Below are 13,349 nucleotides of genomic sequence, written 5' to 3' on the forward strand. Positions count from 1 at the left end.
TAGACATGAGGCTTTCTCATGTCTATTTTTCGTTTAATAATTAAAAAAACTCTGGAGAACTATATGTCTTCGCGTAGAGAACTTGCGAACGCCATACGCGCTTTAAGCATGGATGCTGTTCAAAAAGCAAAATCAGGTCATCCTGGTGCACCTATGGGTATGGCGGATATCGCTGAAGTATTGTGGAATGATCATCTAAAGCATAACCCGACTAACCCTGATTGGGCAGATCGAGACCGTTTTGTTTTATCCAATGGTCATGGTTCAATGCTGATTTATTCATTATTACATCTGACAGGTTACGACCTGCCAATGGATGAATTAAAAACATTCCGTCAATTACACTCAAAGTGTGCGGGTCACCCTGAGTATGGGTATGCACCTGGTATTGAAACAACGACAGGTCCTCTAGGCCAAGGCATAACAAATGGAGTGGGTTTCGCAATGGCTGAAAAGTTATTGGCGGATCAATTCAATAAGCCAGGGCATGACATCGTAGACCATAATACTTATGTATTTTTAGGTGATGGTTGTTTGATGGAAGGTATTTCTCATGAAGCTTGTTCTTTAGCAGGTACATGGGGCTTAGGTAAATTAATCGCCTTCTGGGATGATAATAATATCTCTATTGATGGTCACATCGATGCCTGGTACACCGATGATACTGTTAAGCGCTTTGAAGCTTACCAGTGGCATGTAATCTCTGTAGACGGTCATGATGCTGATGCAATTAATGCTGCGATAGCAGAAGCTAAAGCAGTCACTGATAAGCCTTCACTCATCTGTTGTAAAACAATTATCGGTTTTGGTTCACCTAATAAGAGTGGTAGCCATGATTGTCATGGTGCGGCTCTAGGTGATGAAGAAGTTGCACTAACTCGTAAAGAGTTAGGCTGGACACCTGCTCCATTTGAAATCCCTGCTGAAATTTATGCTGGCTGGGATGGTAAAGAAAAAGGCGCTGCAGCTGAAAAAAACTGGGATGAGAAATTTGCAGCTTATGCAAGTGAATTTCCAGCAGAAGCAGCGGAGTTCACGCGTCGCATGGCAGGTGATTTACCCGCTAACTGGAAATCAGCAACCGATGCTTTTATTGCTGAGACTAACACAGCAGCAGCAAGCCTGGCTTCGCGTCAGGCATCACAAAAAACCATTGCAGCATTCGCTCCATTACTGCCTGAATTTTTAGGAGGTTCGGCTGATTTAACAGGTTCTAACTTAACCAGTTGTGATAGCTTTACTCATGTTGACGGTAAAAAACCAGGTAACTACATCTCATACGGTGTACGTGAATTTGGTATGTACGCAATCATGAATGGTATGTCGCTGCACGGTGGATTAATTCTATTCGGTGGTACATTCCACATGTTCTCTGATTATGCAAAAAGTGCATTCCGCATGGCGGCATTAATGGGAATTCGTACCATTGCAGTTTTGACTCATGACTCTATTGGTCAGGGTGAAGATGGTCCAACACATCAGCCGATTGAAAATACATCTGCAATGCGCTACATTCCAAATATGGATGTATGGCGTCCTGCAGATTCAACTGAGGTTGCAGTTGCATGGACTGCGGCTGTTGAGCGTATGGATGGTCCATCTAGTCTGGTATTAAGTCGTCAAGGTATTCCTGGGCGTAACCATGATGCGGCTGATTTTGCGGCCATACGTAAAGGTGGCTATGTGTTATCAGAAGCAAAAGGTGACGCAGCAGTTATTATTATCGGCACAGGTTCTGAGTTAGACTTGGCAGCAAAAGCGCAAGAAGCTTTAGCCGCTGAGGGCATTAATGCCCGTGTTGTCTCTATGCCTTCGACTAATGTGTTTGATCGTCAGGATCAGGCTTATAAAGACAGTGTATTAACTCCAGGTGTAAAACGTGTTGCTGTTGAAGCAGGCGTCACTGATTTCTGGCGTAAGTATGTTGGCTTAGATGGCGCTGTAGTTGGTATCGATACATTCGGTGAATCTGCTCCTGGTGGTGTATTGATGGAGCACTTTGGCTTCACAGTGGATAACGTTGTTAAGGCTGTAAAAGAAGTTTTATAGTCTAAAAACGTATTGAGGTAGCATACCTCATTTACGAATAGCCACTGATTAGTTATACTCATCAGTGGCTTAATTCGTTTCTTACTACCTATAGGTGAATTGCGTGAAAAAAAATAATTTAAAAAAAGGTATATTTACTGCCTTATTACTTGCAAGTCCTTTTGTGACGGCAGGTACTGATTACCCGGCAGCTGATTTTCAACCTAAAATTTTGTATCAGGATGAAAGTTATCAGCATCAGGGTTCAGGGTCATCTAGTTCTTCTCAAGGCGAAAAATCAACTGCAGATGCCAATTATCCTGCAGCGAATTTTCAACCTGAAGTGCTGTATATAGACAAAGGTTACCAACACAAAGCTGGTACAGTTACGAATAGTTCGGTTCCTCTAAAAAGAGCGGCTGTGTCATCTGCGGCTCCTGTTGAAGCAGAAACCACTACTTCTAGTGATGACTCTTCAATGAATCCTTTGTTTGCCATTGTTGTTTTAGGCGTAGCTGGCTTTCTTTATAGTAAGGCAGCTAAAGGAACAGCCAAGCCTAAGCAAGCAGCTGTATCAAGAAAGCCAGTAAACTCAGGAAATTTTCGCAATGCTGATGGTGTCAGTGGCGTTGCTAAATATTTACAGAATAAAGTACCAAAGCTTTCTAGTGTAGATAAATATTTAGAAGCAAACCAGGTCGCGCCTAAATCAGGTGTTGCAAAATATGTTGCAAGAAAAGTCGTTGCCGCTAAAAAAACAGCTTCTGAAAAGGTAACGGGTGTAGAAAAATATATGCGTAACCAGAAGCGAGGATAATTAACATGGGATTTTTATCAGGTATTTTTTCCAGTAAGCAAACTAGTCAAAATATTTATCGTGATGATGTAATCGAACCATCGGAAGACGGTTTAACTGGTGTCGCTAAATATCTACGTAATAAACCTGTTGAGCAGGGTGGTAGTGTTTATGCAAAAAAGTTAAGTAGCGTTGGTGAATATATCAATACGCGAAATGCTCGCTCAATTGAGCTTACGAGTGAAGAAAAAGACGTGACAAATGCCCGGCTTAAAGAAACGATAGAACTAAGAAAAATAGAGGAGAACTTAATGAGTGCAGAAGATAAAGAGTTAAGTGGTGTGGCCAGGTATGTTGAAAGCCAGGAGCAAGCCATAAGAGATGCCCAGGAAGCTGCGCCAGTTCTTACCGGTGTGGCTAAATATTTAACAAATATTGTTGAGAATAAGCCTGCTCTTACAGGTGTAGCTAGATATTTGTTTAATCGTGCTGATGCGCAGGTAAGCAGTGTTGATAGATATGTAATCAAAAAAGCTCAGGCAGATAAAAATAAGCCAGAGGTAGTTATTATCCCTCCTTCTAGTGTGACTAAATATATCGAAAACAAGCCTACAATGCTAACGAGTAGTGTTGCTAAATATATTGCGAAACGAGTAGTTGCCCAGAAGCAGGTAGTGACCTAAGTTTACATGCCCTGTTTTTATACAGGACAAACCCGCTTTGTAATCATTACTTTCAGCTAATAAGCTGAAAGTAATGATTACAGAGAATAGCATTATTATTTAAATCTACTTTCCTTACTATAAAAAGTAAGGAAAGTAGATTTAAATGTCTTTTGGCAAGATTAATCTTGCGCGAAAAGCTATCACCAAGAAGCCTGTCGTGCAGGAGATTACGACTTAATTTCCAGCGGCAAAGCTTTCAAAGCTAATCAAGTTCCGTTTATATATTAATGTAATGTGTAAACCTATTTTAATTTTCTTTCACTATATTAAAGGTATTTAACAATGGCTAATTACTTAGACCAACTTAAAGCAGTAACTGTTGCTGTCGCAGACACAGGCGATATTGGCGCAATTGAAAAATTTACACCAAGAGATGCAACGACTAACCCTTCGTTGATTACTGCAGCTGCACAAATGCCACAATATCAGGCGATTGTAGATGATACATTAAAAGGTGCACGTGAAACTGTAGGTGCTTCTGCTCCTGCATCTGAGGTTGTTGGGCTTGCTTTTGACCGTTTAGCGGTATCTTTCGGCTTGAAAATTCTTGAAATCGTTCCGGGCCGTGTTTCTACTGAAGTTGATGCGCGCCTTTCATATGATACAGATGCTACGATTGCCAAAGGTCGTGATTTAATTGCACAGTACGAAGCTGCAGGTGTAAGCAAAGAACGTATTTTGATTAAAGTTGCTGCAACCTGGGAAGGTATTATGGCAGCAAAAGTGCTTGAAGAAGAAGGCATTCATACCAACCTGACATTAGTATTTGGTTTACATCAGGCGATTGCATGTGCTGAAAATGGCATCACATTGATCTCTCCTTTCGTAGGACGTATTTTAGATTGGTACAAAAAAGATACCGGTCGTGACTCTTATGCGCCAGCTGAAGATCCTGGCGTTGTTTCTGTGACTGAAATTTTCAACTATTATAAAAAATTTGGTTTTACAACTGAAGTAATGGGAGCAAGTTTCCGTAATATCGGTGAGATCACTGAATTGGCAGGTTGTGATTTACTGACAATTTCTCCTGCATTACTAGATGAACTACAATCTACTGAAGGTAATTTGCCAGTTAAGTTAGACGCGGCTAAAGCAAAGGCGATGGATATCGCAGAAATCAATGTTGATAAAGCGACATTTGATAAAATGCACGCTGAAAATCGGATGGCGACTGAAAAACTAGATGAAGGTATTAAAGGCTTTGAAAAAGCATTGGTACTTTTAGAAGAGTTATTAGCAGGTCGTCTTGCTGAATTAGAAGCTTAATAGTTTTTAAGCTTTTTGGAAAAGGCCTACACTGTAGGCCTTTTTTTATGTCTGGAAGAAAGTGTCTTGCTTAGATTATCAAGTGAAAATAGATGAGTTAACTCGACATTTTTTAGAATTTTGGTTTGGCTCTTTTTCTGTGCAAGAAGCCAAGCTGTATCCCTCCATTATTTAACCCGCATTCCGGCCTGTGCTCCATCATCTGGGTGTAAGACCCATAAATCCTCACCACCTGGTCCTGCAGCAAGCACCATGCCCGCCGATATGCCAAACTTCATTTTACGCGGCTTTAAATTAGCGACCACAACGGTTAGCTTTCCTTCCAGCTCTTCAGGCTTATAAGCGGACTTAATTCCGGCAAAGACATTGCGAGTTTCATCACCAATATCAACGGTTAATTGCAGTAGTTTATCTGCTCCTTTAACATGTTCTGCTTTAATGATTTTGGCGATACGTAAATCTATTTTGGCAAAGTCATCGAACTCAATTTCATTAGCAATAGGGTCAAATTTCTTCGCAACAGGCTCGGCTATTTTTTCTAGATTTTCTTTAGACTCTGCTACGATAGCCGCAATTTTAGCTTCATCAACGCGAGTCATGAGCGCTTTAAATGATTTAATTTCATGGCTGAGCAGAGGCTCTGCAGCACTAGGCCATACTTGCTCTGGAATATTCAGGAAATCTTCACTGTCTGTTGCCAGTTTGGGTAAGACTGGCTTTAAATAGGCAACTAGTAAGCGAAACAGGTTTATACCCATAGAGCAGATATCATGTAACTCTTGATCTTTTCCCTCTTCTTTGGCAATCAGCCAGGGTTTTTTCTCATCGATGTATTGATTGGCTTTATCAGCCAGCGCCATAATTTCACGCATAGCCTTGCCGTATTCACGCGATTCATATAACTCAGCAATCTCGTCATTGGCTGATATAAATTGTTGGAACAATTCAGGCTCAGAGCAATGTGCAGATAATTGACCTGCAAAGCGCTTCTTGATAAATCCGCTACAGCGACTGGCAATATTAACCACCTTACCCACTAAATCGGAATTCACTCTTAGTGTGAAGTCTTCAAAGCTCAAATCTATATCATCAACGCCAGCACCTAGTTTGGCAGCAAAGTAATAACGTAGATATTCAGGGTTTAAATGATCAAGATAAGTCAGCGCTTTAATAAAAGTGCCGCGCGACTTAGACATTTTTTCGCCATTAACAGTCAAAAAACCATGCGCGAATACAGCGCTCGGAGTTCTAAAGCCAGCACCATCTAGCATTGCAGGCCAAAATAAGGCATGGAAGTAGATAATATCTTTACCGATAAAATGATATAGCTCGGTTTTGCTGTCTTTGCTCCAGAATTCGTCGAAATCCAGGTTCTGCTTTGCACACAGGTTTTTAAAGCTGGCCATATAACCGATAGGGGCATCTAGCCAGACATAAAAGTATTTGCCAGGAGCATCCGGGATTTCAAAGCCAAAATACGGTGCATCACGAGAGATATCCCATTCATGTAAGCCACCTTCCAGCCATTCAGCTAATTTATTACTGACTTCGTTCTGCAAGTGTCCCTCAGTAGTAGTCCACTCCTGCAACATATTATTGAAATCTGCAAGCTTGAAAAAGTAGTGGACTGAATCTTTTTCTATAGGCTTTTCACCTGATACTACAGAGACTGCATTTTTTAATTCGGTAGGTGAGTAGGTAGCGCCACAGACTTCGCAATTATCACCATATTGGTCTTTAGCATTACATTTTGGGCAGTCGCCTTTAATAAAGCGATCAGGTAGAAACATTTCTTTTACCGGGTCGTATGCCTGGGTAATGCTGCGTGAAGTAATATGTCCATCATCACGCAAACGCTCATATATCAGGCTGGAAAATAGCTTGTTTTCGTCTGAATGCGTGCTGTGGTAGTTATCGAACTGAATACCAAAATCAGTAAAGTCGCTTAAGTGTTCCTTGCCAACCTGGGCGATGAGTTCTTCAGGAGTAATGCCCTCGCGATCAGCCTTGAGCATAATAGGTGTGCCATGAGCATCATCTGCACAAACATAATAGCACTGGTTGCCACGTTGCTTTTGAAACCGGGACCAGATGTCAGTTTGTATATATTCGACTAAATGGCCTAAGTGAATCGGGCCGTTTGCATAGGGAAGTGCGCTAGTAATCAGGATTTTTCGGTCTGACATAAAGAGTAAAGTCTGCTTGAAATATATGGCTAAAATAAACACTATATTATGGCATAAAATAACTTATTATTTTGACTAGAACACAGTGATAAATCAGGAATACTAGAAACTTACGCAATTACCAAGTAAAATACTAGGCAATTACCTGAATAAAACAATGCTGCCTGAGAGTAGCTAAAATGTCGATGATTGAAAAAAAAGAGATAGAAAACTTATTAAAAAATATTATAGATCCAAATGTTGAAACCGATTTAGTGAGTGCGCGCTCAGTAAAGTCAATTACTGTTGAAGCCGGACATGTTAAAGTGAGCTTGGAACTTGGCTATCCAGCAAAAAGTTTTATTGCAGGGTTTAAGCAACAAATTACTGACAAGATTTCCGCGCTGGAGGATGTCAGTTCGGTTGGCGTTAATATTAGCGTTAATATTGTGGCTCACGGCGTACAAAATTCCCTTAAGCCGATTAATAATATAAAAAATATTATTGCTGTTGCATCTGGTAAAGGCGGGGTAGGCAAGTCAACGACTTCGGTAAATCTGGCATTAGCTTTAGCGGCAGAAGGTGCAATAGTCGGTATTCTGGATGCGGATATCTATGGTCCGAGTATTCCGACCATGCTGGGTCTATCTGGTTATCCTGAAAGTCAGGATAATAAGACCATGATGCCTAAAGTATCCTATGGTATCCAGACCATATCGATTGGCTATTTAATCGAGCCAGACCAGCCTATGATTTGGCGTGGTCCTATGGTAACCAATGCCTTGCAGCAACTTTTAAATGATACTAATTGGTCAAATATTGATTATCTGATAGTCGATTTACCACCAGGTACGGGGGATATTCAGCTGACACTCTCACAGCAAATACCGGTCAGCGGGGCGGTTATCGTTACCACACCACAGGATATTGCACTGATTGATGCACAGCGTGGTCTGGGGATGTTTGAAAAGGTTAATGTGCCGGTACTAGGTGTGGTGGAAAATATGAGCATGCATATCTGTAGCGAATGCGGTCATGAAGAAGCTATTTTTGGTTCAGGTGGCGGCAAGGCAATGGCTGAGAAAAATAATATCGAATTATTAGGCTCTTTACCTTTAGACATACATATACGCCAGTTTGCCGATAGTGGCAGGCCTACGGTAGTTGCAGACCCGGGTGGCAGGCCCACAGAAATCTATAAAGAAGTTGCACGCAAAATGTCAGCCAAGCTAGCTTTAAAGAGCAAGGACTATAGTAGTAAATTTCCTAATATTGTGGTGCAGAATACTTAATAAACCAGGGTAGAGCTGACTTTAGTCCGCAATGATAATGGTTGACTTTAAGACGAGCGGACTGAAGTCCGCTCTCGCTGTCAGCCCCGGACGGGCTGATAGTCTCCAGAAGGCGCAGGGAAATTTGCCAATCCGAAGTGCGCGATAGCGCGCGAGGGAGGCTAAAATTTTATCCCGAATAGCCGTAGAGCCATTTGTGGTAGCCATGACTGAGCTGCTTTGTGCTCAGTCTGTGGCGGACGCAGGGCGGCTGGAGCATCTCCTATTCGCTGCGTAGGTGAACGAATTACGGCGACAGGAGTCCCGGAATTTCGTGAGGTAGCATGGCGCGCCTGACAGTGTGTGGACTTTTAAGAAGCCGCAATACCCGCGATATTGTAGCCACAGTCTACATAGGTAATTTCACCAGTCACCCCAGACGCAAGGCCTGAACATAGAAACGCGGCGACATTACCGACTTCATCAATAGTGACATTTTTCTTCAGTGGGGCTGTATCTGCAGCTTTACTGAGCATAGACTTAAAGTTGTTAATGCCAGCAGATGCCAATGTTTTAATTGGCCCCGCAGAAACCGCGTTTACTCGTGTTCCTTCTGCGCCTAAAGCAACGGCCATATAACGTACATTGGCTTCCAGGCTGGCTTTGGCAACTCCCATTACATTATAGTTCGGGATTGCGCGCTCAGCACCTAAATAGCTCAGCGTTAGTAATGAACCATTACGCCCCGCCATCATTTTACGTCCCGCACTTGCTAAAGCTGTAAAGCTGTATGAGCTGATGTCATGTGCTATTTTAAAATTTTCGCGTGTGGTGGCGGCGACAAAATCACCGTCTAGTGCTTCTCTAGGTGCAAAGGCAACAGAGTGTACGATGCAGTCTAGCCCGTCCCACTGCTTGGCTAACTGAGTAAAGACATTATCAATCTGTTCATCACTGCTGACATCACATTCAATGGTAATATTTGAGTTACAGTCGGCGGCCATTTTCTCCACGCGTCCCTGAAGTTTTCCATTTTGAAATGTAAAAGCGAGCTCTGCGCCTTCACGGTGCATTGCTTGTGCGATACCCCAGGCGATTGATCGATTGCTGGCTAGGCCAACAATTAAGACGCGTTTACCTTGCATGAATCCCATTTTTATTTCTCCGGTGAGTGTTATAAAGTGTTGTTTGTTTCCAGGTGGCTAAGTATCTATGAGCTGTATAGAGAAGTCCAGCGATAATCCAGTAGTTTGTGTGTTACGGTACGCTTGTAACTTTTGCAGCATACTTAATCAGGCTTTTCCTCGTTGACCAGCTTTTCATCCACGCTATGATGTGTAGCGGGCAAATTTAAGGTGCGCCGAACTTCCAGAATAAATATCAGGCCTATCGGGGAAAAGGCATTTTTTACAATAGTGTTTAGGCTGAGCGCAGTCATTGTTGCAGATTTCTGAAACCTGGAACACTTACGCATCATCACCGAGAAAATATACATGGCACTTTCTTCGGTTATTTCACCGCTAGTGATCATATATTGTGCAATATCGGTTATTTGTTGATAGGCTTTAATTCGTTTTTTGCGACTGATAAGGCCTATGGGTGGCATATTCTCGATTAGCTTCTCGTAGGCATCGGTGGTTCTTTCTTCCAGGGTGAGTCTGAGTTCTTCGTCTAACATAGCGGCAGGTGTTTTGTTTTCTTAGAGGAATCAATTAATATAAAAATTGGCATATTGTCATCTTATTAAGAGCAATATAAAATCACAGTCAATTAAAGGCGAAATGCATAAGCTCTGCAACATCTATTTTAACAGGACCTGAATTCGTATAATAAGTGCATAACCCTCTGCAAGTATTGGCTAGACTAACACCTGTTGAATTAAGACAAGACATAGGTGTAAAGTAAACAGCTACCAAACAATTTACAGAGGCTACAAATGAGCTATACACACCTATGTCCTGAAGAAAGATATTATATAGAAATTGAATTAAAAAAGGGAACTTCACAGAATAAAATAGCAGAAGCCTTAGAACGAAGCCAAAGCAATATTTCACGCGAGATTAAACGCAATACAGGTCAAAGAGGCTACAGGCATAAACAAGCAGAAGATTTTGCCCAAGAACGACACAAAAACAAGCCTAAAGAGGTTAAATTAACGGATGAAATAAAAGGCATTGTTAATGTTCGCATTGAGGATGACTGGAGTCCTGAACAGATTGCAGGGCGGTTAAAACAAGAAGGTATAATTAGTCTTCATCATGAAACAATCTACCAGCATATTCTGGCGGACAAAAAGGAAGGGGGTGAACTATACAAGCATCTTCGGCATCAGAACAAAACCTATCGCAAGCGGTATGGGTCAGCCCATAATAGGACAGGAATCCCTAATACTCGATGTTCAAGTTTTTCCATCCCATTGCCATCAAACGCTTACCTTCACCCAGCAGAACAATACTTTAATGATGGTGTTGGCTCTAAGCGCCCTAAATCTCTGCCAATCATATGTTTCCCTGATGGCATCAGTTGAAACACATCCTTTATTAATTCACCTAACTCTTTCAGCTTATCACCAGGATCTGGAAACTCTAGCAATGACGTGATGAACTCAAGCAGTACATCCATTTGAGACTTGCGCTGTAAGCTTCCTACGGTATACGCAGGTAGTTTGCTTTCAATGCGGGCTATTTGCTCTGGGTGAAGGAGAAGGCAATGGTCAAACAAAAGACTCAGAATCAGGCCACGGTTTGATCCCTCTTCATCTAATTGTTTGGCCTCACGCCCCCATCCTTCATAAAGCTTCCAGTCCTCAAAGGAAACCTCGGAACTAGTCTCAGCGTAATTTAAACTCATAACAGATTGATTTAAAATAATAATTAATGTATCTCTCTGAATTTTAGTCCAATTTTCACCCCTTTTTAAAGGTGAAAATGACTAAAGTCAGGTTAAATTAAAATATATCCATTTGATTTTAAAGTTAAAAAATACGCTGAGTAGTTACAATTCATCATTGGTTAATAATATTGTCCGGCTTCTTTAATTGTTCTTGCTATTTCATTACGTAAATTTTTAGCTGCTAGAACCTCATTACGCTCACTATAATGATCCCCAAAAACTAGACCAGTATTTAAGATAGAATCTTGCCCTCAAAACTGAGGATTAAGAAATGACCATAAATCGTAAGAAGCATAGTACGCAAACCAAAGTAAAAGTAGTGCTAGAAGCGCTAAAAGGAGAAAAGACAATAGCAGAGAGTACTGCGAACATATGGCATCCATGCGACACAAATCAATAATTGGAATAAAGCTGTATTAGAGGTTTGACTCGTTATTGATGAATTGTTTGTTTTCTTGAAAAAAGGGGAGGTCTGTAATGATTAAAAGTATTTATGGTAAAATTGAAACTATGCTACAACTATATGAAAAAAATAGTCTTTTCATTCGTTTCAAATGCTATTGCCTAAGGGGAATTAAGTAGGGGTTTGCTATAAACATCATCAGTGTTCCCCTATCAATTGAGGCCGTGAAACTAACCTCGCCACAAGAGAGCTCATAAAGCACTGTAAAGACATTCCTGTTATTATTGCGTTTTGAACTGCCCGAATGGTATACGAGCTGATACGAGATATTCTTGCCTGGAAAAATAATGGATTCACAAAACGATCTCGTTTTTGGGCCTGTTGCTGCCTTATCTCCAGAGCCTCGCTATATTTTTTATCCGATGGATGAATCAATTCTGGCTGTTGTGTTTTTGAAATCTCTTCAAATACGCGCATTAAATTATAGCTCATTGCAGTCAGGCGCATTTGATTTTCAAGTGAGCGGGTATTGGAAGACCAAGCTTTAGTTTCCTTGAAATTACTTTTAGTGTTATTGAATGTCTTTTCAATCGTCCATCGCTTGAAATACAGCATGGCAATGGTTCCAGGGTTAATAGTCATTGGCAAGGTTGTCACAAACCGGTGAAGTTTTCCGGTTTCTGGATCACGGTAATCCACCACGTTAAATTTGATGCCCTTGTTTTCGTACACACTGTATGCTTCAACCCCTGTATTGATCTCATGGCGGGAGTCAAAAGGGATAGACTCAACCAGAGTCGCAATTGAATTTTCTTTTAGCATTGAAATCATGTAATTAGCATGTCGTTTCTGCCGATCCCACCAGACAAAGTCGGTGACGGCTTTATCGTAGACATAGAGATGTTTCTGAGAGCTGTTATTTCCCTTGTTTTGCTTTTCAATATGATCTCGTAACACAGGTATTTCTTGATGCCTCTGAGTTCCGTTTGTCACCAGACAAAGAAATCTGAGCAACCCACTTCTGAGATTCAACGCGTAAATCCCCCCGGCCGCATAAACTTTCCCCTTGCTGTTTTTTTCAGTATGGCAGGCATGATCAATAAAATGTCCATCCGCTGCTTCTATGGTGTATTCGTCAAGTTCTGGGAATGCTTTAAGATAATCAATGCCTTGCGATAGCAGTGTTTCAGAGTGAAGATGGTAGCTCTGCTGTTCAAATGCCTCAAGCATACTTGTTCGTCTATGCGACTTCAGTGATTTAAAATACGTTGAGTGGGGAAGCAGCTGGCCATAAATCTGTTCATTGGTTTGGAGGAAATGGCGACCACTATCGACTACACTGATACAGCGTAATAACCCAAGGCGAATAAAGTCGATATCCTTCAACTCTGGGCATGAACGAGCCCACAAAGGATGACGCTCTGCTAACAGGGCACGTTCCATACTTTCATTGCAGTGTTGGTGAATATGTTCAGAGAGTGGTAGGTCTTTAAGCATGGGTGATATCCGTTTATGAGGTGATTAAAACGGAAATTTTTAGAAAAATTTTTTCGGCAATTGCAAGCTTTATTTGAAATTATTTGTTGTTTTTTTACGGTGCCTACAGAGTGTCTATTTGCTGTTATAAGTGATTAAAATCAAAAAGATGGAAATATTCGAGTGGTGCTACCTTCAGGTAGGTTATAGGCTGCTTTGTTTAGGTACTTCTTCTTTCAATGGGAACACTGATGATAAACATGGCAAAACCACCTAAAATAAACCTCGATACACCAGCATTGTGTATTTCAGCTACTCAATATTGGG

Annotated in this window: 11 protein-coding genes and 1 pseudogene; 6 read left to right on the top strand and 6 right to left on the bottom strand. The window is 41.3% G+C overall.

Translation table 11 applies throughout. From position 1 onward, the window contains the following. The first annotated feature begins 63 nt into the window (after nt 1–63). The 4 genes from tkt (at nt 64) to K6984_RS23690 (ending at nt 4,815) form a co-directional block, all read left to right on the top strand. On the top strand, nt 64–2,049 hold the full coding sequence (gene tkt, locus K6984_RS23675) for a transketolase (RefSeq protein ID WP_221897691.1): 1,986 nt from the start codon (nt 64–66) through the stop codon (nt 2,047–2,049). 103 nt (nt 2,050–2,152) lie between these two features. Then, complete coding sequence (locus K6984_RS23680) at nt 2,153–2,845, top strand: hypothetical protein (protein WP_221897681.1); 693 nt, start codon at nt 2,153–2,155, stop codon at nt 2,843–2,845. 5 nt (nt 2,846–2,850) lie between these two features. Further along, complete coding sequence (locus tag K6984_RS23685; RefSeq protein WP_221897682.1) at nt 2,851–3,507, top strand: hypothetical protein; 657 nt, start codon at nt 2,851–2,853, stop codon at nt 3,505–3,507. Nucleotides 3,508–3,831: 324 nt separating this feature from the next. Next, entirely contained in the window at nt 3,832–4,815 is a 984-nt protein-coding gene (locus tag K6984_RS23690) for a transaldolase (protein WP_221897683.1), read from the top strand. A 167-nt stretch (nt 4,816–4,982) separates the two neighbouring features. On the opposite strand, the gene metG is transcribed toward K6984_RS23690, so the two are convergent. Further along, on the bottom strand, nt 4,983–7,001 hold the full coding sequence (gene metG / locus K6984_RS23695) for a methionine--tRNA ligase (RefSeq protein WP_221897692.1): 2,019 nt from the start codon (nt 6,999–7,001) through the stop codon (nt 4,983–4,985). A 179-nt stretch (nt 7,002–7,180) separates the two neighbouring features. Here metG and apbC point away from each other — a divergent pair, with 179 nt between their 5' ends. Next, nucleotides 7,181–8,272 carry an iron-sulfur cluster carrier protein ApbC gene (gene apbC / locus K6984_RS23700; protein WP_221897684.1) on the top strand — a complete coding sequence of 364 codons (1,092 nt, stop codon included), beginning with the start codon at nt 7,181–7,183 and terminating at the stop codon, nt 8,270–8,272. A gap of 21 nt (nt 8,273–8,293) precedes the next feature. On the opposite strand, the gene K6984_RS23705 is transcribed toward apbC, so the two are convergent. From K6984_RS23705 to K6984_RS23715, 3 genes are all read right to left on the bottom strand, one after another. Continuing rightward, on the bottom strand, nt 8,294–8,479 hold the full coding sequence (locus tag K6984_RS23705) for a hypothetical protein (RefSeq protein WP_221897685.1): 186 nt from the start codon (nt 8,477–8,479) through the stop codon (nt 8,294–8,296). Between the two features lie 143 nt (nt 8,480–8,622). Further along, nucleotides 8,623–9,405, bottom strand: coding sequence for an enoyl-ACP reductase FabI (locus tag K6984_RS23710; RefSeq protein ID WP_221897686.1), 783 nt, complete (start codon nt 9,403–9,405; stop codon nt 8,623–8,625). Nucleotides 9,406–9,539: 134 nt separating this feature from the next. Further along, the gene (locus K6984_RS23715; RefSeq protein WP_221897687.1) at nt 9,540–9,929 is read right to left on the bottom strand and encodes a hypothetical protein; all 390 of its coding nucleotides are present in this window, start codon (nt 9,927–9,929) and stop codon (nt 9,540–9,542) included. A 258-nt stretch (nt 9,930–10,187) separates the two neighbouring features. Between K6984_RS23715 and K6984_RS23720 the strand changes: the two are divergent. Next, a pseudogene (locus K6984_RS23720) lies at nt 10,188–10,640 on the top strand (IS30 family transposase); the annotation flags it as partial. 47 nt (nt 10,641–10,687) lie between these two features. On the opposite strand, the gene K6984_RS23725 reads toward K6984_RS23720, so the two are convergent. Beyond that, entirely contained in the window at nt 10,688–11,101 is a 414-nt protein-coding gene (locus tag K6984_RS23725) for a hypothetical protein (protein ID WP_221897689.1), read from the bottom strand. Nucleotides 11,102–11,744: 643 nt separating this feature from the next. After that, nucleotides 11,745–13,043, bottom strand: a complete 1,299-nt coding sequence (locus K6984_RS23730) for a transposase (RefSeq protein WP_221894003.1) — start codon at nt 13,041–13,043, stop codon at nt 11,745–11,747. Nucleotides 13,044–13,349: the final 306 nt, after the last annotated feature.

Origin of the sequence: Bathymodiolus japonicus methanotrophic gill symbiont (assembly GCF_019721995.1) — a bacterium.
In the GTDB taxonomy this organism is placed as follows: Bacteria; Pseudomonadota; Gammaproteobacteria; order Methylococcales; family Methylomonadaceae; genus Methyloprofundus.